Annotated in this window: 21 protein-coding genes; 10 read left to right on the top strand and 11 right to left on the bottom strand. The window is 64.1% G+C overall.

Annotated features, from left to right (window positions below; all coding sequences use genetic code 11):
• Positions 1–111: 111 nt before the first annotated feature.
• The gene (moeB, locus tag OO015_RS07905; RefSeq protein ID WP_265940687.1) at positions 112–1,308 is read left to right on the top strand and encodes a molybdopterin-synthase adenylyltransferase MoeB; all 1,197 of its coding nucleotides are present in this window, start codon (positions 112–114) and stop codon (positions 1,306–1,308) included.
• Between the two features lie 81 nt (positions 1,309–1,389).
• On the opposite strand, the gene OO015_RS07900 is transcribed toward moeB, so the two are convergent.
• The 3 genes from OO015_RS07900 to OO015_RS07890 are packed head-to-tail and all read right to left on the bottom strand — an operon-like array spanning position 1,390 to position 3,122.
• Entirely contained in the window at positions 1,390–1,872 is a 483-nt protein-coding gene (locus OO015_RS07900) for a M67 family metallopeptidase (RefSeq protein WP_265940686.1), read from the bottom strand.
• A complete protein-coding gene (locus OO015_RS07895) occupies positions 1,869–2,147 on the bottom strand; it encodes a ubiquitin-like small modifier protein 1 (RefSeq protein ID WP_265940685.1) in 279 nt (92 codons plus the stop codon). Before OO015_RS07895 ends, OO015_RS07900 begins: the two co-directional genes overlap by 4 nt.
• 33 nt (positions 2,148–2,180) lie before the next feature.
• Positions 2,181–3,122: a PLP-dependent cysteine synthase family protein gene (locus tag OO015_RS07890; RefSeq protein ID WP_265940684.1), complete on the bottom strand. Its 942-nt coding sequence runs from the start codon at positions 3,120–3,122 to the stop codon at positions 2,181–2,183.
• A gap of 196 nt (positions 3,123–3,318) precedes the next feature.
• On the opposite strand from OO015_RS07890, the gene OO015_RS07885 reads away from it, so the two are divergent.
• Together OO015_RS07885 and OO015_RS07880 are read left to right on the top strand one after the other, a co-directional pair.
• Positions 3,319–5,148 carry a protein kinase domain-containing protein gene (locus tag OO015_RS07885; RefSeq protein WP_265940683.1) on the top strand — a complete coding sequence of 610 codons (1,830 nt, stop codon included), beginning with the start codon at positions 3,319–3,321 and terminating at the stop codon, positions 5,146–5,148.
• 9 nt (positions 5,149–5,157) lie between these two features.
• Positions 5,158–5,937, top strand: coding sequence for a hypothetical protein (locus OO015_RS07880; RefSeq protein ID WP_265940682.1), 780 nt, complete (start codon positions 5,158–5,160; stop codon positions 5,935–5,937).
• Here OO015_RS07880 and OO015_RS07875 read toward each other — a convergent pair.
• The 8 genes from OO015_RS07875 to OO015_RS07840 all read right to left on the bottom strand — a co-directional run bounded on the left by OO015_RS07875 (position 5,903) and on the right by OO015_RS07840 (position 17,607).
• Positions 5,903–6,460 carry a phosphate-starvation-inducible PsiE family protein gene (locus OO015_RS07875; RefSeq protein WP_265940681.1) on the bottom strand — a complete coding sequence of 186 codons (558 nt, stop codon included), beginning with the start codon at positions 6,458–6,460 and terminating at the stop codon, positions 5,903–5,905. The two genes, OO015_RS07880 and OO015_RS07875, sit on opposite strands and share 35 nt — an antisense overlap.
• Before the next feature lie 119 nt (positions 6,461–6,579).
• Positions 6,580–8,193 carry an APC family permease gene (locus OO015_RS07870; RefSeq protein ID WP_265940680.1) on the bottom strand — a complete coding sequence of 538 codons (1,614 nt, stop codon included), beginning with the start codon at positions 8,191–8,193 and terminating at the stop codon, positions 6,580–6,582.
• A gap of 23 nt (positions 8,194–8,216) precedes the next feature.
• Positions 8,217–9,854 (bottom strand): APC family permease, encoded by a 1,638-nt coding sequence (locus OO015_RS07865; RefSeq protein ID WP_265940679.1) that lies wholly within the window; start codon positions 9,852–9,854, stop codon positions 8,217–8,219.
• A gap of 33 nt (positions 9,855–9,887) precedes the next feature.
• Positions 9,888–10,523: a cyclase family protein gene (locus tag OO015_RS07860; protein WP_265940678.1), complete on the bottom strand. Its 636-nt coding sequence runs from the start codon at positions 10,521–10,523 to the stop codon at positions 9,888–9,890.
• A gap of 5 nt (positions 10,524–10,528) precedes the next feature.
• Entirely contained in the window at positions 10,529–11,509 is a 981-nt protein-coding gene (locus OO015_RS07855) for a metallophosphoesterase family protein (protein ID WP_265940677.1), read from the bottom strand.
• A gap of 26 nt (positions 11,510–11,535) precedes the next feature.
• Positions 11,536–12,303 (bottom strand): hypothetical protein, encoded by a 768-nt coding sequence (locus tag OO015_RS07850; RefSeq protein WP_265940676.1) that lies wholly within the window; start codon positions 12,301–12,303, stop codon positions 11,536–11,538.
• Between the two features lie 273 nt (positions 12,304–12,576).
• Positions 12,577–15,225: a pyruvate, phosphate dikinase gene (gene ppdK / locus OO015_RS07845; RefSeq protein ID WP_265940675.1), complete on the bottom strand. Its 2,649-nt coding sequence runs from the start codon at positions 15,223–15,225 to the stop codon at positions 12,577–12,579.
• Positions 15,226–15,288: 63 nt separating this feature from the next.
• On the bottom strand, positions 15,289–17,607 hold the full coding sequence (locus OO015_RS07840) for an ATP-dependent helicase (RefSeq protein WP_265940674.1): 2,319 nt from the start codon (positions 17,605–17,607) through the stop codon (positions 15,289–15,291).
• Between the two features lie 304 nt (positions 17,608–17,911).
• On the opposite strand from OO015_RS07840, the gene OO015_RS07835 reads away from it, so the two are divergent.
• The 7 genes from OO015_RS07835 to OO015_RS07800 all read left to right on the top strand — a co-directional run bounded on the left by OO015_RS07835 (position 17,912) and on the right by OO015_RS07800 (position 22,955).
• Complete coding sequence (locus OO015_RS07835; RefSeq protein WP_265940673.1) at positions 17,912–18,607, top strand: CoA transferase subunit A; 696 nt, start codon at positions 17,912–17,914, stop codon at positions 18,605–18,607.
• A gap of 7 nt (positions 18,608–18,614) precedes the next feature.
• Positions 18,615–19,307, top strand: coding sequence for a 3-oxoacid CoA-transferase subunit B (locus OO015_RS07830; protein ID WP_265940672.1), 693 nt, complete (start codon positions 18,615–18,617; stop codon positions 19,305–19,307).
• A gap of 56 nt (positions 19,308–19,363) precedes the next feature.
• Complete coding sequence (locus OO015_RS07825; RefSeq protein WP_265940671.1) at positions 19,364–19,633, top strand: hypothetical protein; 270 nt, start codon at positions 19,364–19,366, stop codon at positions 19,631–19,633.
• Positions 19,634–19,635: 2 nt separating this feature from the next.
• The gene (locus OO015_RS14090; RefSeq protein ID WP_323053849.1) at positions 19,636–20,205 is read left to right on the top strand and encodes a UGSC family (seleno)protein; all 570 of its coding nucleotides are present in this window, start codon (positions 19,636–19,638) and stop codon (positions 20,203–20,205) included.
• On the top strand, positions 20,183–21,226 hold the full coding sequence (locus OO015_RS07810; RefSeq protein WP_265940668.1) for a hypothetical protein: 1,044 nt from the start codon (positions 20,183–20,185) through the stop codon (positions 21,224–21,226). Before OO015_RS14090 ends, OO015_RS07810 begins: the two co-directional genes overlap by 23 nt.
• 66 nt (positions 21,227–21,292) lie before the next feature.
• The gene (locus tag OO015_RS07805) at positions 21,293–22,105 is read left to right on the top strand and encodes an SDR family NAD(P)-dependent oxidoreductase (RefSeq protein WP_265940667.1); all 813 of its coding nucleotides are present in this window, start codon (positions 21,293–21,295) and stop codon (positions 22,103–22,105) included.
• 31 nt (positions 22,106–22,136) lie between these two features.
• A complete protein-coding gene (locus OO015_RS07800) occupies positions 22,137–22,955 on the top strand; it encodes an SDR family NAD(P)-dependent oxidoreductase (protein WP_265940666.1) in 819 nt (272 codons plus the stop codon).
• The last annotated feature ends 2 nt before the right edge of the window (positions 22,956–22,957 follow it).

Below are 22,957 nucleotides of genomic sequence, written 5' to 3'. Positions count from 1 at the left end.
CTCATCCTTTTCGCCATGAACATCTCGTACCCCTCTAGGGTACAATCGAGCTGTCGTTGGCTCAGGCAACACTGCCAGCCAGTGCACGAGCCTATCGCGGAGGACCGATCGATGGCGAGAAGGTACGAACAACTCTTTCAGGAAATCAAGCGAGCGATTCGCGAGGTCGACGTCCATCAGGTCTACGAGCAGCTCCGAGCTGGTCGTCGTCCGGTGATCGTCGACGTGCGCGAACGCGAGGAGTGGGAGCAGGGATACATCCCCGGCGCGATCTTCATTCCGCGCGGTTACCTCGAGCTCCGTATCGAGGAAGAGGTGCCGGACAAGTCGACACCCGTCTACGTCTACTGCGCCGGTGGCGTTCGCTCGGCGTTCGCCGCGAAGGCGCTCCAGGAACTGGGATACCAGAACGTCTACTCGGTCGCCGGCGGCTTCAGTGCCTGGAAGCACGCTGGTTACCCGTTCGTGACACCGCGCCAGTGGACGCGCGAGCAACTCCAGCGCTACAGCCGGCACTTCCTGATTCCGGAGGTCGGTGAGGAGGGCCAGGCACGCCTGCTCGACTCGAAGGTGCTCATCATCGGGGCGGGAGGGCTCGGCTCGCCAGCAGCACTGTACCTGGCCGCAGCGGGGGTCGGGACGATCGGCATCGTGGACGCCGACGTGGTCGACCTCAGCAACCTACAGCGGCAGATCATCCACACGACCGATCGCGTCGGACGACCGAAGACCGAGTCGGCCCGCGAGACGATCGAGGCCCTCAACCCGGACGTCAAAGTTATCACTCACGATGTCTGGTTGAGCAGTCAGACGATCCTCGACGTGATCCGAGACTACGACGTGATCGTGAATGGAGCCGACAATTTCCCGACACGGTACTTGGTCAACGATGCCGCGGTGCTGCTCGGGAAGCCGGTTGTCGACGGGAGCATCTTCCGGTTCGACGGCCAGGTGACGGTCTACAAGCCGGGCGAGGGGCCGTGCTACCGGTGCCTCTATCCGGAGCCGCCGCCGCCCGAGCTGGCGCCGAGCTGCGACCAGGCCGGTGTGCTCGGTGTGCTCCCGGGCGTCATCGGCGTCCTGCAGGCGACCGAGGCCATCAAGCTCCTGCTCGGTCTGGGCGAGCCGCTCATCGGCCGCGTCCTCCTGTACGACGCCCTGTCGGCTACTTTCCGCGAACTCCACGTCGAGCGCGATCCGGAGTGCGCAGCCTGCGGCCCCAACTCGACGCTCACCGTGGAGACGATCGGCCAGATCGATTACCAGCAGAGCTGCATCCTGCCGGTCAGCCGCAGCGTCGCCGACTGAAGCCCTCGGGAACAGGAACTTCCGAAAAGAGGGGCCACGGCTCGAGCCGTGGCCCCTCTGCTCCGTCTGGCCACCTGTCGATCACTCTTCGACGACGACCGGCTCTTCCTCGACACGTCCATCGATGACGCGGAAAGCGCGCACGACCGGCCGATCGGGATCGGCCAGCGAGCAGATCAGAAGAAGCATCCCCGGCCAGAAGGCAGCCATCTCCACGTCTGTCCGCGATGGATAGGCCTCGGTCGCTGGATGCGAGTGATAGCTTCCCAGGTGCTCGAGCCCGCTCGCTTCGATTTCGCGCAACACGCGGAACTGCTCTTCCGGATCCATGAAGAAGCGCTCCACCGCGATCGATCCGGGAGCATCCGGCCGGTAATCCCGGCCGGGCGGAATGAGTCCCCGTTCAGCGAAGAATTCGACTGCGAACTCAGCCCGGTTCGCGACTGGATAGACCCGTTCGACCCGGTCGCGGTGACCCGCGACGAGCCCACAGGCCTCACGGGGAGCCTCGCGCCGCGCATGAGCGATGATCGCGTCGTACTGCTCGCGTGGAATACGGATCACCGTCCACCCGCCATCGCCGGAATGATGCCGACCTCGTCCCCATCGTTGAGGGGCGTATCGATTCCCTGCAATGAACGGATATCTTTCCCGTTCACGAAGACACTGACAAATCGGCGGACGCGACCATCCGGCTCGCAGATCCGTTCGCGGAGGCCGGGATACAGTTCGTCTAGTTTGGCCAGCGCTTCGCCAACCGTCTTGGCGTCCACCTGCACCGCTGCTCGATCTTCGGTGAACCGCCGGAGCGGTGCTGGTATCAAGATCGTCACCGCCATCGTCTCTCACTCCCTTCTGTCCCCAGTGTGCCGTCAAGCTCGGTCTGGATGCCAGAGTGGTGTACTGAGATACTTGAGCCCGCTATCTGGCAGGATCGCGACGATCACGCCGTATTCGAGTTCCTGTGCGACGCGTAACGCCGCAACGACCGCTGCTGCCGCCGAAGGGCCGACAAGCAGTCCTTCGATCCGCGCGAGATCGCGCGCCAGTCGGTACGCTTCCTCGGTATCGACGAACTCCATGCGGTCGATCAGTGACGGATCATAGGTCGCTGGAACGAGAGCAGTCGACAAGTGTTTCAAACCCTCCAGCCCGTGAAAGGGATCGTCGGGTTGAACGCCGACCAAGACCACGCTCGGGTTCGCCTCCTTGAGGCGACGCCCGGTGCCCATCATCGTTCCGGTCGTTCCCAGGCCAGCGACGAAATGCGTCACTTGCCCACGCGTCTGCTCCAAGATTTCGACTCCCGTCCCATCGTAGTGTGCAAGCCAGTTGGCCGGGTTACTGTATTGGTCGGCGTAGTAGTACCGATCGGGATGCGCGGCCGCCAGCTGCCGCGCCAGCCGTATCGCGCCATCCGTCCCCTCGTAGGGGTCGCTGAAAATCAGCTCAGCACCGTAGGCTTGGAGGATAGCCCGTCGCTCCTCGCCGATACTCGCCGGCACGACGAGCGTTACCCCGAAGCCCCACGCCGCCCCGAGCATCGCATAGGCGATACCGGTGTTCCCCGACGTGGCATCGAGCAGGCGCTTGCCGTTACCGAGCGCCCCCGAACGAAACGCCTCCTGAACGATGCGGAATGCTGCTCGATCCTTGACGGAGCCCCCCGGGTTGTACCACTCCGCTTTCACGAGCAGCTGAACACCGTCGGCAACACCATACTCCGCTGGGAGCCGTTGCAAACAGAAGAGCGGGGTGTTTCCGATTCGCTCCGTGAGCGCTTCACCGAGCCGGCAGTGCATCGAGGGTCCCATCGAACCGTCCCCTCCGCCTCGCTTCGCGCTCCATCTTGCCACAGTGAGGGCCGGCAGAGTTGACGGCGAGGGCCCACTCTGCCTGAGCGTATCCGTCAGAATCCAGAACGCTCGCAGGGGCACGTAGTAGGATAACCCCGTGAGGAAGGGCTGGCCCGACCATCGCGCTGTGCGAGTGCGTAGAGAGGCGAGCTGAGTGCAAACACGCGTCTTGAACGGCCGCTATCGACTCGACGAACCGATCGGCGAGGGCGGGATGGCCGTCGTCTACCGCGGTTACGATCTCGTCCTCGATCGTCCTGTCGCGATCAAGGTGCTGCGTGGCCAGTTCGCAGCGGATGCGAGCTTCCTCCGGCGCTTCGAACGCGAAGCGCAAGCGGCCGCCCGTCTCAGTCACCCGAACATCGTGAGCGTGTACGACGTTGGCCGCGACGACGGTACCCGCTATATCGTTATGGAGTACGTCCCAGGCAAGACACTGAAGCGACTGATCCTCGAACACGCGCCCTTCTCGCTCGACGAGGCGATCCACATCGTCCGCCAGGTCGCTGCTGCCCTCGATTACGCGCACCAGCACGGCCTCGTGCACCGGGACATCAAACCGCAAAATATCCTCGTCGACGAACGGGGCTTCGTCAAAGTGACCGACTTCGGGATCGCAAAGGGGCTGACCGATGTAAGCCTCACCGAAGCGGGCTTCGGGATGGGCACGGTCCACTATGTCTCGCCGGAGCAGGCGCGCGGAGAGCCAGCCACACCGGCTTCGGACATCTACGCGCTCGGTGTGGTCCTCTACGAAATGCTGACCGGGCACCTCCCCTTCGACGCTGATAATCCCATCGGCCTCGCTCTGCAGCATGTCCACGAAGCCCCGCCGTCGCCACGACAGTTCAATCCGAACATCCCACCGGCGGTCGAAGCGATCATCCTGCGCGCGTTGGCCAAAGATCCCCGCCAGCGCTTTCCGACGGCCGGTGCACTGGCGCACGCGCTCGCCCACTGGCGTCAACACGGAGCGGGAAGCACACCAGCACCGCCGCGCGGTGGCGTGCCGCCGCGTGTCCCAGCCGGCCGCGCACGGGCGCGCAGTACGCCACCACCGCCCGCAGCAGTCAGCCGGGCCGGCGACATCGGCTGCGCGACCTGGCTCGTGGGAAGCGCAATTCTCGTGGGCATCGTTGCGCTGGTCGTGCTCGCATTCCAGCTGGTCGATCTCGGCGCTCTGACGGGCATCGACGATCGCCCGCATCCCTCCCCGACCACTGTGGCTATCGTGCCCAGCCCGACGATCGCCGAGACACCGAGTCCACCAGCCACACCGACCAGCGTCCCGACTCCGACGACCGAACCGACACCGAGCCCGACGCCGACACCCGAAATGGCCCGTGTCCCTGATCTCGTCAACTCGACCCTCCGGCAGGCCGAAGCAGTGGCCGCGGCTGGCGATTTCCAACTCCAGGTGGAAGAAGTGTTCGATAACGTTGTCCCGGCGGGAACGATCGTCCGGCAGGATCCGCCTCCGGGCACACTCGCCGAAAGAGGCAGCACCGTACGGGTGTGGGTCAGTAAGGGGCCGGAGTGGATCACCCTGATCGGGTTGGCTGGGAAACCGTACACCGAGGTCCTGCAACAACTCCAGGGGCTGCCGGTCACCGTGGAGAAGGTCGAAGAGGGAAGCCGGACCGTTCCGGAAGGCTACGTCATCCGGACCGAACCCGCCGAGCAGGTACGCAACGGTGGCACCGTCAAGGTCTATGTCAGTGTCGGTGACCGCGTGCGCGTTCCGGACATGTACAGCAAGCCGTACCAGCAAGCGGTCATCGAACTGGAGCGAGCTGGCCTCGTCGTCCGCAATGTTACCCCGATGACCTGCACCCAGATCACCGCCACTTTCCCGTCGTTCGACTGCGCGCAGTTTCCAGACGGGGGCGTCGTCAGTGCAACGCTCCAGTGGAACAGCTGGGTGCCGCGTGGCTCACCCATCGATATCGCCTTCTATCAGAAGCAGCAGAACGGTTCGCAGTGAGGCGAAACCGTGCGCAGCCAGCGTGCCCCCGCACAGCTGCTCAGCGGACTCATCCTCGGACTCCTCACGAGTCTCTTCCTCGTTCACCACCAGACCGGTCAGCGTCTCGTCGTCGGGAGTACTGGGAGCACGCTGAGCACGGTCCTGCTGTTCGATGGTCGCGTCATCGTACTCGGTGGCGGTTCGGTACCGAACGCTGGCGTGGAACTGGCCGACCGCGCAACGCTTCCCTGGCAACGCCCCTACGAGCTCCTCATCGTTCCTGCGTGGGATACGGACCAGGTCACGGGAGCTCTCGGTTTTGTCGAGCGCCGCGCCGTGCGCTCTGTCATCATCGCCGGCTCGCCAGACGACGACCCTGCGTGGACGATTCTGGAACGTATGGCAACTGCGCGTGGTCTCCGTTTTTTGAAACTGAACGAACCATTCGCCGTTCCACTCGGCAACCAGAGCGTGCTGGAGGTCATCCCTCGGCAGGATGCGCTGCTAGCCTGCTTGCGCGTTGGAAACATCGGTATCGGTTTGGTTGATGCGGCGACGCAGGCAGAGTACGCCGATCCCTGCGGACGCGCCGCAGCGCTGGTGGCACTGCGCCAATCCGTGCGCACTGATGCTCCGCTCGTCCTCCGGCCCGAACCGCGCCGGGGGAAAGACCTCGCACCAGTCGCACCGTACGAGATCCAGCTCGGGCGCGGTGAGCGGGTCGACATCCGCCTCGCAAACGGGGAACTGCGCGTCCCGCTCGCAGCGCTGGTCAGTCTTCCGGAGTCCACTCCGATCGCGCCGTAGCGGTGCGGACCCGCTCGCCAGCTTCCCGGGCAGCCTGGTCCGGTCCCGGACGTTCCGCACGGAGCCAACGCGCTTGCCGTGCTTGCAACTGAGCTCGCAGTGTGCCGAACCGGAGCAAGGCACCGAGCGTGAGCAGGAAGGCACTGATCGCCAGCACCTGCGCCCAGCCCAGTTCGACCACACCGCGGAGAACGACTTCGCGCAGCGTGGCGACGATGCCGAGTTCGACCATGAAATCGACAGCTACTCGGTGTTCCTCCAGGTAGACGATGAGCAAGCGCATCAGCTCGACCATGACGAGCATGAACAGTACCTCAGCGATAACGACGCGAAAGTCCAGGGAGGGCCCGAAGAGATGGTCGATCAAGATGAGCAGCGTCCGGATCATCAATCCGAAAAGGACGATGACGAGGGCGACGACGAGAATGTCCTGTGCAGCCTCCAAAAAGCGCCGCGACAGGCGGTGGATTTCGGTATGGGGAATGTGCTCGCGATCGTCCATCGTCACCGTCCGCTGCCCCATTCACCGAACACGTGTTCTGCTCGTCTCTGACTCGACGACGCGAAGTGTAACGCCACGAACGTACTCGACTGCACAATCGTACTGGCAACAGACTGGACACTCTCGGGCGGAGCAGCCGGTCACTCCGGCGGAATCTCTCGGAAGGCATACTCGACGCGTATACCCCGGCGAGCCTGAATCGTCTTGGCCAGCCAGTAGACCAGCATCCCCACGATGAAGACAGCGACCGTCAGCACCTGCACGTTCGGGTAATGGGCGAGCCCGACGAATGGGTCGAGCCAGAACACGACCTCGCACACCAGCAAGCTGACGACCGCCAGCGCTCCCACGATCGACATCAGCGGTATCCCGGCCAAGCGCCAACGGACCGGTGAGGACTCGAAATCGTCGCGCCGCCGGTAGGGGAACACGATCGCCGCGATCGCGGTCAAGATGAACGAGACAATCCAGCCGAAAATCCCGACGATGCTCGCGAGCACGATGTGCCAGGCATAGAGCGCGAGGCAAACCTCCCCGATCAGCCCGACCACCAGGATCGCCACCAGCGGCGTATGCGTCCGCGGGCTCACGTACGAGAGCTTTTCCGGCATCAGACGATCGAACGACCAGGCGAGCAAGATGCGCGTCGACGCCAGATAGTTGATCGGCAACCAGACGTACGTCCAGAGCAGAAAGCCGATACCGAGGAACAGGACCAGCACCAGATTGCGGTGCACGACTGCCCCGGCGAGCTCGATGAAGGTCGGTGTGAAGGCCAGCCCCAAGGCTTGCGGGTCCGCTGCACCGATGACCGCCAGACCGCCGTAGCCGACCATCTTTTGGAATGCCGCCACGAGCAGCAGGATCCAGGCCGTGCAGTACAGCACCGAGCCGGGCATGCCAAAGAACTGCGCCCGGCGTGCGTTCTTCACTTCCCCGCCGATGAAACTCGAGGTAATCGCGAACAATACGATATAGAGCGGTAAGCTCAGCGAAAGGAAGGTCTGATAGGCATCGAACGGATGCGTCTGGTAACCAGCGCTCAGCTGGGCTACGGCGAACGCATGCTCCACACCACCGACCGCACGCACGTACTCGTCGAAACGCAAGAGGAACGTTTCACGCGGGGTAACGAGCGCGATGAGTCCAGCAACCGCAACCGCGATGGTCGCGAAAAGGAAGGCAGCGTTCTGAATGCGAAAATACAACTTCGTCCCGAGTGCGAAGACGATGCCGAAGAGGACGATGAGTACCGTCCCTGCGAGAAAAATGCCGAGCGGAGTTTGCCAAAAATCCGCCAGCCTCATGATCTCAGGATTCTCGGCATTCGCAGCGAGCATCCGGAACAGCGAGGACAGCCCATACTGACCGAAGTAGGCAGCCGGGATGCCGATGTACACGCTCAACCAGACGAGCCAGTTGAAACTGCTGATGAAACCGAGAACCGGCGAGAGCGTGCGGCTGATGTACACGTAGTCGCCACCACTGCGCGGCAAGGCCGCTGCGAAGAAGGCATAGGTCGTCGCGTGTGCTAACGCCAGCAGACCGGCAACAAGCGCTCCCGCCAGCATGCTGGCCCCAGGATAGAAGGCCGGCACGAACAACAGGATGAACAAGACACCGAGCCCGATATTCTGGTTGTTGGTGTTGTAGACGAAGATATCGAGCAGCGAGAGTTCCTTCGTGAGTCCGGTCGCCTCACGAACGAACGTCCGCGGTCCCCGGACTGGGCTGCGACCGCCGCCACTGCTCATCGCTCAGCCTCCTCGTCCTCTCGTCACTCGACGGGGATTTCGCGATAGGCAAGCGAGATGTCGATCCCCTGTCGATTCCGCCACCAGCGGGCGATCCCGTAGATGACGAGCCCCGAGAGGAAGATCGCGACGTTCAGGAGGAACATGCCGAATCCGAGAATCCCTTCACGCAGCGTGCTCGGGTCGAGACTGATTCCCGAGTAGGGATCGTTGAGGTACGCCCACTGCATGACCAGGCACGCCACGATCGATATCGCACCGACGATGCTGAGTACCGGCACACCGCCGATCCGCCACGCTACTGGAGAGCCTGCGAAGAGGTCGGGTCGACGGTACGGCAAAAGCACCGCGCTGAGCGAGACCATGATGAAGGTCAGGAGGAAACCGAAGATCCCGACGAGCGTCGCGAAGTAGGGCGTGAAAACATAGATCGCGAGCGACACGATCGACAGTCCGCCCATCAGCACGAGACTCACGACCGGGGTATGGAAACGCGGGCTCACCCAGGCCAGGGCAGATGGCATCAAGCCGTCGATCGCGTAGGCCACTAGGTTCCGTGACGCATTTAAGATCTGTCCAGGTAGCCAGGCGTAGCTCCAGAAGATGAAGCCGAACCCGATCAGGAATGCGAGCAGAAGATTTCCGCTCCCGAGGGCAACGAGCTCGTGAAAGCGCGGTGCCGCTGCCAGGCCGACGTTCGGCGCACCGGCATCGCCGAGCGTGCTGATCGCTCCGATGAGCTCCTCCCCGACAGCCCGAGTGACGCTCCAGACCAAGAGCAGCCCCCAGACGAGCGCATAGATCACCGTACCCGGTATCACCCAGACCTGGATCTTGCTGGCTTGCTTCACCTCACCGCCGATGTACGCGCTGGAGAAGCTGAAGCCCATCGTCAGATAGATCCAGGTCATCGTGATGACAGTGTTCCGCAGGTTGAAGGACTGTACTTCGTAGCCGCTCTCCCGAAGCAGCGCCTCCAAAATGTCCGGGCGGCCAGCGAGAGCAGCGAGGTGTTGCGCCAGGCTGGACTGCAGGACACCCGGCGACCGCAGAAGAGTAACGAGGACAACGAGCACCGTCGCCAACATGGCGAACGCGAAGAGAACGTTCTGCACACGAAAATACACACCCAGCCCGAGGATGAAAATGCCAGTCAAGATGAGGATCAAGAGTGCTCCGATCACGAACATGCCGGTCGGCGAGGCCGCCCAGTCCGCGAAACGGAGCACGGCCACATTGCCGGTGAAGGCAGCAATGATGCGCATGAGCGGGGCAATACCGAAACTCGCAAGGAATGCAGACGGCACCCCACCATACAACACCCACCAGACTGTCGTATTCCAGTTCGACATCATGCCCCAGGCTGGCCCTAACACACGACTGACGTAGACATAGTCCCCACCGCTCCGCGGCATGATCGCTGCCAGCATGCCGTACGTCGCGGCGGTCGGCAGCGCGAGGAGGGCACAGAGGACGAGCGAGAGCGGTAGGCTCACGCCGCCGTACGAGGGCATGTACAGGAACATGAGCGCGACCATGAGTCCGATCGAGATGAAGTTGACGTTGTAGACGAGCGCATCCAGCAGACCAGCCTCCCGCACCAGGCCGGTCGCTGCACGCGTGAAGACACGCGGTCCTGAGCTCTGCCCACTCCCCGACACTGTTCCGCTCCTTCCCTCAGTGACTCGAACCACTCATCGTTCCAGCAACACCGCCCGCACCGGGGCACCGTCCGCTCCCTCGAGGGGTAAGGGCAGACAGACGAAAAGATAGTCGCGGCCAGGAGGCACGGTACGGAGGCCTCGCAGGTTCTCGACGATCAACACATCGGCCCCGAGCAGGTGGGCATGCGCATGGTCGGTTCCCTGCACCGTCGAATCGACGTTGAGCGCATCGATCCCGACCAGCGCCGCTCGCGCCTCCGCCAACCAGGTCGCTGCCTCCTCGGAGAGGTAGGGGTGACGAAAATACCGATCCGTCCCCCAGTAGCGGTCCCAGCCGGTCGCGAGCAACACCGCCTGACCGGTCGGTGAGCCAGGCACGCATTCGCGCAAGAGGGGGAACGGAATCGCCGCATCATCGGCGAGGTCCGGAAGTTGGACCAGAATGGCCGGCAGAATGAAGCGCGCGGCAGGATAATCGGTAATCGATCGTCCATCGGCAAAAAAGTGAGACGGTGCATCGATATGCGTGCCTGAATGGCTGCCGAGCGTCATACGCGTCACGCGCCAGGGAGGGGTTGCATTGGCCAGCTCGAGCCGCACCTCCGGATCGCCCGGAAAGATCGGTAAGCCCGTAACGATCGTATGCGAGAGATCGAAGACCCGCATCCCCACTATCCACTCACGAGCTGGTAACTCGCCACGCGATCGTCTTCGAGACGCACCAGAGCCCCGTGGAGGACACCTTCACCGTAGGCCGATCCCGGGTTGACGCACAAGGTCCGGCCGATCCGCACGGCACCGCGCGACTCATGGATGTGTCCGTGAAGACTCAAGACCGGTTGGTAGCGCTCGATCGCCTCCCGAACCGCACGGCTGCCGACCGGAACCATATTCGGTTGCCCACCCACCATCACGACGGAGAGGTCCTCGCGAAGCTGCGGCGCGCTATCCAGCGTCGAGTCATAGGGCGGGCAGTGCAGGTTGAAGATCACCGGCAGGGACGGGTCCAACTCGCGTGCCAGTCGCTCGATCCGTGCCGCCAGTTCCTCTTCCGGCAACTCGCGCGGACTGTTCCACGGGGTCGGATTGGCCCAGGCGAGACTGAGCAGCTGGTAGCCGTCGAGCTCAATGACCGCTCCGTCGGGATTGATCACGACGTCGCTCCGGTTCAAGACCTCGTCGATCTCGAACTCGTCGTCATTCCCCGGCATGACGAAGCATCGTACCCCGGTACCACGAAGGCGTTCTTCGGCGAGACGCACCCAGCGCTCGACCGATTCCCGCATGACCCGCCGGAAGATCCGTTCCGCATAGGCGGGGTCAGCCTCCATACGTGCCAGTTCATCTGGATCGCAGCGGTAGGGGTAGAAGCCATTGAACCGGATCCGCTTTTCTGCCTCTTCGACCTCCTCCGCACTCCTCAGCACCTCATGTCGCCCCAAGAAGGTCATCTCCCAACGGCCGTCAGTCTGGACGATTGGGACAAGAACCTTTCCGGTGAGATCACCCCCGAGAATCAATGTATCGACACCGTAGAACTTGGCAGCATTCAGGAACTTCAGAAAACACCGCTCTGAGCCATGGACATCACTCGTATAGTAAAGTGCCAGCTGCCGACTGGCCCGATCTTTTCCCTTGCGGAACCACACCATCCTTCGCCTACCTACTCCCGCTTCCTTCAGTCATGCCGTACTTCTTCCGGTAGCTCGTACCAGCGCTTGCGTTCCCCGATCATGGCGCGCAGCTTCCAGGCGCGACTCTTCGGAGCATCCTCGACTGCACGCCACAGCTCCTCGAGCCGGCGGAGAGAAACGAACTCTTCCTGGAGTTCCCGCTCGAGAATCAACGAACGGACGCGTTCCACGTTTTCCTTCGCTGTCCGGTACCAGCCCCAGTCGTTACTCAAGACGTCCACGATGCGCCGGATATCGATCGTCTCCTCGTCACCGTAACCGAGCGGATGATCGTGCAGGAGCGCGACGATGTCGATCAGATCCTTCTCGTTCGCTTCCCAGATCTGCAGCTTCGTCAACAAGAGATCGGCGAGCGGAAGCGTTAACCGATCTCGATCGAGCCGCCCTCGCAGATCGAGGGTGTGACACATGCGGAGCTGATCGAGGAAGACATCGATCTGGCGCTCGTGCTGCGGGTCCCAGAAGAACAGCCGCTGGTGCCCGTGCAGCGTGTTGAACTCGCGGTCCGCCTGGTACCCGAGCTCGGCGAACAGCGACTCGATCGCCCGCTTTTGCGCCGACAAGCCCATGAAATCCGCATCGCGATAGGTGCGCTGCAACGCCCGGTGCGTCGCGCTGGGTGAATGCAGGTAGACTGCGACACCGCCGAGCACGCGCAGCGTCACACCACGCGTTTCGGCGGCTTCCAGAATGCGCTTGACTTCCTCACGAATGTCCGCGAATGGCGTAGCCGCGACGATCCTCGATTCCACTTGGTTTCCCCCGAATGCTACCGGTTCGGCAACTCCATCGTGATCTCGTGCCCGACAGGTCGAAACGAACCATTTCGCCTGATCGTGACGGCAACTGGGTAAAGTATAAGATGACCGCACCGACACCGCAACACGAGCGACCCAGTCGCTGGCGACCCGCTCCGTTGCCAGCTGCCGGTGCGGCTCCCGTTCCGCTTTCTCAGCGCGTGCAGAACCGCGAGGCCAGCGGGAATCCGCTGGCCTCGCCGCGATCCGACCTGCGTCTTTCGAGCACTACACATCGCCCTCACGGGTACCGAGCGCCGCTTGTGCTGCCGCCAATCGTGCGATCGGAACCCGGTAGGGAGAAGCGGACACGTAGTCCAGGCCGACCTCGTGGCAGAAGCGGATGCTCGCCGGATCGCCACCGTGCTCGCCGCAGATCCCGAGCTTGATGTCCGGTCGCGTCGCACGCCCACCGTCCCGCGCGATCTCGATCAAGCGACCGACGCCAGCCCGATCGAGCGTCTGGAAGGGATCGGCCGGATAGATCCCCTGCTCGAGGTAATACGGCAAGAAGCGCCCAGCATCGTCACGCGAGATACCGAAGGTCATCTGGGTGAGGTCGTTCGTGCCGAAGCTGAAGAACTCGGCCTCGCGCGCGATCTCGTTCGCCGTGAGCGCCGCACGGGGCACCTCGATCATGGTGCCGACCGAGTACGGAATCTCGCGACCAGCTCGGGCGAACAGTTCCCGCGCGACGCGGTCGATGATCTCGCGCTGCAGCATCAGCTCCCGCACGTCGGAAACGAGCGGCACCATGATCTCCGGATGGACTTCGATCCCCTCGGCAGCACAGTGCAGCGCAGCGCTGAAGATCGCGCGCGCTTGCATTTCCGTGATCTCCGGCGCGGTGATGCCCAAGCGGCAACCGCGATGCCCGAGCATCGGGTTCGCCTCGGTGAGCGCCTGGACCTTGGCGCGAATCGCCTCCGGCGACACGCCCAGCCGCTCGGCCATCGCCTGGATTTCTTCCTCGTGCTTGGGCAGGAACTCGTGCAGCGGCGGGTCGAGCGTCCGGATCGTCACCGGGAAACCTGCCATCGCCTTGAAGATCCCGATGAAATCCTCCCGCTGCATCGGCTCCAGCTTGGCCAGAGCCGCCCGTCGCTCCTCCGGCGTCGTCGCCATGATCATCTCGCGCATCGCCCAGATACGGTCACCCTGGAAGAACATATGCTCGGTGCGGCACAGCCCGATACCCTCGGCGCCCAACTCGCGGGCCTTCGCAGCATCTTCCGGGGTATCGGCATTGGCACGCACCCGCAAGCGCCGGAACTGATCGGCCCAGCTCAAAAGCTCCGCCAAGTCGCCACCGACACTCGGGGGGATCGTCGGGACCGCACCGAGCAGCACGGCGCCGGTCGAGCCATCGATCGTGATGACGTCACCGCGCCGCACCACGACATCACCGACGCGGAATTCCTGCCGCTCGTAATCGACCACCAGCGCCGAGCACCCGACGACAGCCGGCTTCCCGATACCGCGCGCCACCACCGCGGCATGGCTGGTCATGCCACCACGCGCTGTCAGGATACCCCGGGCAGCCAGCATGCCGTGGAAATCGTCGGGCGACGTCTCCAATCGCACCAGGATAACCGCTTCGCCACGGTCGCCGAGGAGCTTGGCTTCGTCGGCGTCGAAGACGACCTTCCCGCTCGCTGCCCCCGGACTGGCCGGCAGCCCCTTGGCGATCGGTTCCCCTTTCCAGGAGGGGTCGATCATCGGATGCAGCAACTGATCGAGATGTTCCGGCGAGACCCGCAACACCGCTTCCTGGGGCTCGATCAGCCCTTCGTGCACCATATCGACCGCGATCTTGACCGCCGCCCGGCCGGTGCGCTTGCCGGTCCGCGTCTGGAGCATCCAGAGCTTGCCGCGCTCGACCGTGAACTCCAGATCCTGCATGTCGCGATAGTGGCGCTCGAGCCGCTCGGCAACTTCGAGCAGCTGCTGGTATGCCCCGCGGAGGAGCGGGTCGTTCGCCATCTCCTGGATCGGCTGCGGCGTGCGGATACCAGCGACGACGTCCTCGCCCTGAGCATTGGTCAGATACTCGCCGAAGATCCCCTTCTCGCCGGTACTCGGATTCCGCGTGAAGGCGACGCCCGTCGCCGAATCCGGCCCCAGATTCCCGAAGACCATCGCTTGGACGTTCGCTGCCGTGCCCAGGTCGTGCGGGATGCCGTGCGCATTCCGGTAGTCGATCGCTCGCCGATTGTTCCACGATTCGAACACCGCGAGAATCGCCCGGCGCAACTGCTCGAACGGATCTTGCGGGAAGTCGCTCCCGGTCGCTTCTCGGACGATTCTCTTGTACGCCTCGACCAATTGCTGAAGCTGCTCGGCCGGGATCTCGTAGTCCTGGACGACACCGAGTTCCCGCTTGAGCTCGTCGAGCGCGTCTTCGAAACGTTCCGAGGGGATATCGAGCACGACTTTTCCGAACATCTGGATCAGGCGCCGGTAGCAATCGTAGGCGAAACGCTCGTTCGAAGTCATCGCAGCGAGACCACGCACCGTCTCGTCGGTCAGCCCGACGTTGAGGATGGTGTCCATCATGCCAGGCATGGAGAACTTGGCACCGGACCGGACCGAAACGAGCAACGGCTGGGCCGGATCGCCGAACCGGCGGCCCAGTTGTTCCTCGATATCCCGCAACCCCTCCAGCACTTCACTCCATAACCCCTCGGGCATCTGGCGCCCACCCTGGAGGTAGGCGACGCATGCCTTCGTCGTGACGGTGAATCCCGGCGGCACCGGGAGGCCGATCCGGGTCATCTCGGCGAGGTTGGCCCCCTTTCCGCCGAGCAGGTCGCGCATCTGCGCGTTCCCTTCGCGGAAGAGGTACACCCAGCGTCGTCCGGTCGCCACAGAGGCCATGACGCTCCCTCCTCGTCTCTGGTCATACGCAGATCGATGCCGAGCCAGCTGCTGCTTCCTTGTTTAACCGTCGACGATGAGCCTGGCAAGGCTGGCCAATAAGGTCTTCGTCCCGTGTCGCTTGAACTGTACCGTCACTTCCTGGTCTCCCGCGCTCTCTCGAACGGACAGCACCACACCATCACCGAAGGTCGCATGGAAGACACGCTGGCCCGGCTTGTACCGGCGCGGCACTGGCGTTGTTGCAGGCGGTTCCGGTTGCCGGCGCGGCGCTCTGCCGGGCCACCCATCGTCGCCACGATACCCCGTACCGGCCTTTCGTTCTTCGACAACATCGGGCGGCAAGGCGTCCAGGAAGTGCGAAGGGATCCCGCGCTCGCGGAAGCCGAACCGGCTGCGCAGCTGCGCGTAGCTCAGGTAGAGGCGCTGTTTCGCCCGCGTGATACCGACGTAGAAGAGTCGTCGTTCTTCCTCCAGTTCCGCCTCGCTCTCCAGCGCTCGCGCGTGCGGCAACAGCCCTTCCTCGACGCCGATCAGGAACACGACCGGGAACTCCAGCCCTTTGGCGGCATGGAGCGTGAGCAGCGTCACCTGATCGCCTCCGAGCTCCGCCTCGTCCACGCTCGCCACCAGCGCGGCTTCCTCGAGGAAGCGCTCGAGGCCCTCCCTCGCTGGCAGCTCATCGTAGCGTTCGAGGACGCTGCGCAGCTGCACCAGGTTCTCCCAACGGTCCCGCTCGGTCGGATCGCTCGCGTCGCGATACCGCGCAGCGAGCCCGGTTCGCTCGAGTGCGAGGTCGAACACACTGCTGAGTGGTTGCGAGACGAGCGCGCCGCGAAGCCGCACCAGCTCCCCCCACACCTCGCGGAGTCGCTTGGCCGTTTGCGCCGAGACGTTCGGTGGAGCCACGTCCAGCTCCTCCGCCAGGGCCGGCAGCGCCTCGGCCGGCGAACGCCCTACCTGGGCCGCCCAGTGTTCGATCTGCACGAGCGTCTTGTCGCCGATGCCGCGACCCAGCGTGCTCTCCCGCAGCACCCGCTGCAGACTCAGCCAGTCCTTGGGATTCACGAGGACTCGCAGCACCGCCAGCGCATCTTTCACTTCCTTGCGCTCGTAGAAACGGACGCCACCGACGACCTGGTACGGGACCTGCGCACGGATCAACGCCTCTTCGACCGGCCGGCTCTGCGCGTTGATACGGTAGAGCACGGCGATATCCCGGTAGCGCGCCTCTCCCCCTGCGACCAACCGGGCGATCTCGGCGACGACTGTTTCCGCTTCGTGCTGTTCGTCCCAGCAGGCCAGCACGCGAATCGGCGGCCCCGGTGGGTTCTCCGTCCACAAAGGGCGCTCGATGCGCTGCCGGTTCGCTCGGATCACGGCATCGGCTGCCGCGACGATTTGTGGGGTAGAACGATAGTTCCGCCCCAGCCGGATCACGACCGCATCCGGGAAGTCCCGCTGGAACTCGAGGATGTTCCGGATATCGGCCTGCCGCCAGCTGTAGATCGACTGGTCCGGATCCCCCACGACGCACACGTTGCGGTGCGCTGTCGCGAGCTGGCGCACCAGGAGATACTGGAGGTGATTCGTATCCTGATACTCGTCGATCAGGAGATACCGCCAGCGGTCCTGATAGGAGGAGAGCAGATCCGGATGCCGGTCGAAGAGATCGACCGTCAGGAGGAGGAGATCGTCGAAGTCGACCGCTTGCGCACGCTGCAGGAGCTGACTGTATCGCTCGTAGACCCGTGCGGCGACCTCATCCCAGTAGCTCTGGGCGCCCTGCGCCAGCTCCGCAGGCGACTGGAAGGCGTTCTTGGCACGCGAGATACGACCGAGCACGGAACGTGGCGCGAAGCGCTGCGCATCCAATCCGAGGTCACGCAACGCCTGCTTGACGAGGGCGAGCTGGTCATCCTCGTCATAGATCGTGAAGGACGGCTCCAGCCCGATCCGTCCGCCGTCGCGACGCAGAACCCGAGCGCACACGCTATGGAACGTACCGGCCTGCACGAGGCGTGCCGGATCGGGACCGAGCAACTGCTCCAGCCGCTCGCGGATCTCGCGCGCGGCCTTGTTGGTGAAGGTCACCGCGAGCACGTGCCAGGGACGGGCGCGACCGCTGGCGATGAGATAGGCGACACGATGAGTCAGGACCCGCGTCTTGCCGCTCCCTGGGCCGGCAACGATGAGAACCGGTCCCTCGGTCGTCGTCACCGCGCGGCGTTGATCCGGGTCGAGCCGCTCGAGCAGCAGCTCGATCCGCTGCGCGGGCTCGGACCCGCAGTGCCCAGCACCCGGCCCGCTCCGTACACTCGAGAAGTCAGGAGCGGAGGTCAACAGCTCTTCCCCTACCGGTCTCTCCTGCAAGTCGGACATGATGAGCACTCCTTACCGAGCCGATTCTACCCTGAAGCAACTGGCTCACCCGAGGAGACAGGGCACGACCCCGCATCGCTCGCGCTGCGTGGTCCTGCCGGGCCGGATGTACGAGCCAGCCGCACCGATCCGACAGACCGCCTCGCCTCCAGTCCCAGCGAGCCCTCTCAGCACAGTCGCGCCGGGTCGCGCACCCCTGCGGTGTCGGACGGTCGGCTGGAGTGCCCCGGCTTGACAGACCGGTCCGGTACCCGTATGATCGAGCTAGTCGCTGAGTTAATCCTTAAACGGAAAGTCCGGTGCGATGGACAGAGTCGTAGCGACGTGTGACGAGGCTGTGGCCGATATCCCGAACGGTGCCTCGATCATGATCGGCGGATTCGGGCCGCCTGGTATTCCCGTGAACCTGGTCAAGGCGCTCCGCCGACGCAAGCTGCGCGATCTGATTCTGATTTATTGCGGTGGTGGCACCGAAGAAGACGGTATCGGCGGACTGATCGCCGACGGAGCTGTCCGGAAGCTGATTACGTCGTTCCCGACCCATCCCGGTGCGACGGCCGTACGCGAGAAATATCTCGCTGGAGAACTCGAACTCGAAGTCCTTCCCCAGGGCACCTTCGTCGAGCGGATTCGCGCCGGCGGCGCGGGGCTCGGCGGCTTCTACACACCGACCGGCGTCGGCACCGAGCTGACAGAAGGCAAGGAAGTGCGCATCATCGACGGTCGACCCTATGTCTTCGAATTACCGCTCCGTGCCGACTACGCCTTCATCAAGGCCTATCGTGCCGACCGGTGGGGGAACCTCGTCTACCGGCGCACCATGCGCAATTTCAACCCCATCATGGCGACGGCGGCCAACACGGTCATCGTCGAAGTCGACGAAATCGTACCGGTCGGCGCGTTGTCACCGGAAGAGATCGAAACGCCCTGTATCTTCGTCGATCGCGTGGTCGAAGGACCGCGCGACTGGGTTCGTCGCACAACGCCTGAAGTACGGTGAGGCAGCTATGCCGTTGACGCGTGAAGGAATCGCCTACCGCATCGCCCAGGATCTCCCGGATGAGAGTTTCGTCAACCTCGGCACTGGCACACCGTCTCTGGTCGCGCGATTCCTCCCTCCAGGGAAGACGATTCTCATCCACAGCGAGAACGGCATCCTCGGAGCCGGACCGAAGGCCCGACCGGATGAGGTCGATCCCGACCTGGTCAACGCGAACGGGGATTATGTCACGCTCATCCCGGGGGCGAGCGTGTTCGACCATGCGCTTTCGTTCGCCATGATCCGCGGCGGCCATCTGACACACGCTATCCTCGGTGCGCTCCAGGTCTCGCGCCGGGGCGATCTCGCCAGCTGGCGCATCCCCGGGCCTCGCGTTCCAGGCGTCGGTGGTGCGATGGATATCGCGGTGGGAGCCCAACGCGTGTGGGTGGCGACGATGCACACGACCGATCAGGGGGAACCGAAGATCGTCGAGGAATGCACCTATCCGTTGACGGCCGCGCGTTGCGTGCGGCGCATTTACACCGATCTCGCGGTACTTTCGGTCGAAGGCGAGCAACTCGTCCTCGAGGAAGTCGCACCCGGTGTGACGATCGAGGATGTCGTGGCACGCACCGGAGCGCCATTGACCATCCCGCCCACGGTGCGCACGATGGAGATCCCGGCCGAATTCGCCGGAGCTGCGTTGCTCGCCCCGTGATTCGCAGACGGAACGGCGGGCTCGATGAGCATACGGAAGGAGGGCAGACCGAAGCGATGAGTGCATCACCAGCTGTCGTGCAAGAGATCGACCGGGCGCTCGACCAGATCCGCGCTGGTCTCGCGCCGGATGGATTCGAATTGCGGGTCGAGCATGTGACGGATGACGGAATCGTCGAGCTGGTCCTTCAGGCACTGCCCGACGCGTGCCTGGACTGCCTGGTGCCGGACCAGCTGCTGCACGCGATGCTGCAACAGGCGATCGCACCCGTCTATCCGTCTCTGCGTGAAATTCGACTCGAGAAGCGACTACCCGAGGAGAGCTGATCATGCCAGTGCTCGTCGATCCGACCGGACAAACGGGACTCGCCACGAAAACGCGCGCGGCGCGCACCCGACGCTCGCTGCGCGGTGCACGCGTCTGCCTGATCGACAATGGCAAGAAGAATGCCGATCTCCTGCTCCAGGCCATCGGCGAACTGCTCCGCGAGCGGTATGGCGTTGCGGAAGTCGTCATGCAGCGCAAGCCCAACGCCTCGGTACCGATCGACCCGACGGCGGTTGCCGAGCTCAAGGAGCGCTGTGACTTCGCGATCGCTGCGGTCGGGGACTGAGGGTCCTGCAGCGCGGCCAGTGTGGCCGATGCGATCCGGTTCGAGGAAGTCGGCGTTCCCGCTGCTCCGATCATCACGGAAGTCTTCCGGGCGACGGCAGACGCGATGGCCCAGACACAGGGGATGCCGGGGTATCCCTACGCCGTCATCCCCCACCCGATCAGCAGCCTGAGCCCGGAAGAGGTGCGGCAACGGGCCGAGCAGGTGCTGCCTGCCGTCCTGCGCTTGCTGGGCGTCGAGGAAGCAGCCGGGGAGGAAACGCATGAGCGTGCAGCGAACGGCTGAGCCAACGCTGGAGGCCGTGCGGCACGCCCGCGAGGCGATCGAGTATTGCTACGAGCGCGGCTGGACGGATGGTCTGCCCGTCGTTCCGCCCGCTGAGGAATTCGTCGAGGAGTTCCTGGCCCAGGTCGACCGCGATCCCGAGGAGGTCGTCATCGAGCAGGAACATCTCGGCCGCAAGTGCACCCTCCGCCTGGCGGCGGCCAATGCGGTCATGGCTGGCTGCAAACCGGAGTACTTTCCCGTCGTGCTCGCGGCGCTGGACGCCTTGAACCGCCTCCCCGGGAGTCGTGGGTTGCTCCAGAGCACGACCGGGCAAGCGGTCTTCGTGGTGGTCAACGGGCCGATCCGCACACGACTGGGGTTCAACAGCCGGGACAACGCGTTCAGCCCGGGCGACCGGCCGAACGTGACTATCGGGCGGGCGATCCGGCTCGTGATCATGAACGCGCTGGGGATTCGGCCGCACGAGTTCGACCAGTCGACGCAGGGACAACCGGGGAAGTTGAGTCTCTGCATCGCCGAGAACGAGGAAGAGAGCCCCTGGGAGCCACTGCACGTCGAACGGGGCTTTGCACGGGATGAGAGTACGGTCACGGTCGGCTTCGTCCGCGGCACCATGCAGGTCGAGCAGCGCGACTCGAAGCAACCGGAAATTATCCTGGAGACGATCGCCGATTCGATGTCCTACGCTGGCACCTACTTTCCGACCCCGCGTGGGCACGCGGGGATCGTCGTCCTGGGGCCGGAGCATGCGCAGCTCATCGCCGAAGCGGGGTGGAGCAAGGAGCAGGCTCGTCAGCACCTCTGGGAGCACTTCGGGCGACCAGCCGGGGTGCTCCGTCGACTGGCCAAGGACGCGCTGATCGACCCCTCGCTGCCAGACGACGCGTTCGTCCGCTTCGCTCATTCGCCGGAGACGATCCTGCTCGTCGTCGCTGGAGCCCGGAATGCCGGGATCTCGACCGTCTGCCCCACGTTCATCGGACAGCAGGTCACCGTACCGATCCGGGCCAAAGCATGACGGAACCGTGGGAACCGGGCTGGATGCCCGGTTCCCCTTTCTTCGCCGCGGAGAGGATCAGTCGTGATGGACGAGCGATGGCTGGAAGGCATGGTCGCCTTCGTCACCGGAGCTGGCCGTGGTGAAGACGGGGGCGGCGGAGCCGGAATCGCTCGGGCACTCGCACGGCACGGTGCTCGTGTCGTCGTGAACGACCTGACCGAGGAATTCGTCGCCGCGACCGTCACCCAGATCCAGCAGCGCGGCGGCGAGGCATGGGGCATCGTCGGTGACGTCTCGCGTTCACGCGACGCAGAGCAGATGATCACGGCCACAGTCGAGCGCTTCGGCCAGATTGACATTCTCGTCAACAATGCGGCACTCGGCGGACTGGTACCATCTATCGAGCGATTGCCCGACGACATCTGGCACCGGCAGGCCGCGGTCGACCTGTCCGGCCCTTTCTTCATGAGTCGAGCAGCGCTCAAGCACATGGTTCCACGACGGTTCGGGCGCATCGTCAACATCGGCTCGCTCGCCGGTATCCGCACCGGCTTCGTCAGTGGCGCACCGTACACCACCGCCAAAAGCGGGCTCATCGGGCTAACACGACAGATGGCCATCGAGTTCGCTGCCTACGGCATCACGGTCAACGTGCTCTTGCCGACCGGCATCCGCAATCCGGCGATCTTGCGTCGCCGCCCAGACCTTTTCCAGGGCACTGACCGACAATTCGGCCCGCTCGATCCCGAGGAGGAGATCGGTAAGCTGGTCGCCTTCCTGGCACGACGCGACGTCGGCTTCATCTCCGGAGCAGCCATTCCGCTGGATCGCGGATTGGGAAGTGCGCTCGGAAACTTCGTCGAGTACGCACGGCGGAGTCGCAAGGGTATCGGCTGAGGCGTTCTGAAACACGGCACGGGAGGATCGGATGCAGACCCAGCAAGGCTGCGACCTCACGGGGATGGTCGCTCTCGTCACCGGTGCTGGCGGCGGGTTGCGCGCCGGGCTCGGCCCGTTCATCGCTCGCGCGCTCGCCCAGGCTGGCGCGACCGTTGCGGTCAACGATCGTACGGCCGAATGCACTGCTGCGACCGTCGAGGAGCTCCGGCAGGCTGGTTTCGCGGTCGAGGGCTTTCCGGCTGACGTGACCGATTCCGCACTGGTCGATCGACTCGTCCAGGCAGTGGTCGAGCGATTCGGCCAACTGGATATTCTGGTCAACAAGGCGGAGGCGCACGGGAGCGGGCGTCGCTCCGACGGGGTCACGGACGACGAGTGGGAAGCGGTCTTGGCAGTCAACGTGCATGCTCCGTTCTACCTGAGTCGGGCAGCTGTCCGTCACATGCGCCAGCGCCGTTTCGGCCGCATCATTCACGTCTCGAACATTACCGCTATCCGGACGAGCGTCCTCAATGGTGTGGCGTACGTCGCGACCAAGGAAGCACTCTACGGCCTCACTCGTCACCTCTCGATCGAGGTGGCACAGCACGGTATCACCGTCAACGCGATCCTGCCCGGCTTCATCGTGACCCCCAAACTCGCGGTAGAGTGGGGTGAGGAGCGCATCTCCCGGTTGGCCGAAACAATTCCAGCGTTGCGTGCTGGGACACCTGAAGAAGTAGCAGCGCTCATCGTCTTCCTAGCGAGCCACGAGGCTGGGTACATCACCGGTGCCGCGATCCCGATCGACGGAGCGGCCTCCGTAGTGCCGGGAGCGCGGAACGATCCGGAAGCAGCGTTTGCATGACG

The organism is Thermomicrobium sp. 4228-Ro, from assembly GCF_026241205.1.
Taxonomy (GTDB): Bacteria; Chloroflexota; Chloroflexia; order Thermomicrobiales; family Thermomicrobiaceae; genus Thermomicrobium.
The sequence above is the reverse complement of the archived record's forward strand: the minus strand, read 5'-3'. Positions and strand labels throughout refer to the sequence as shown.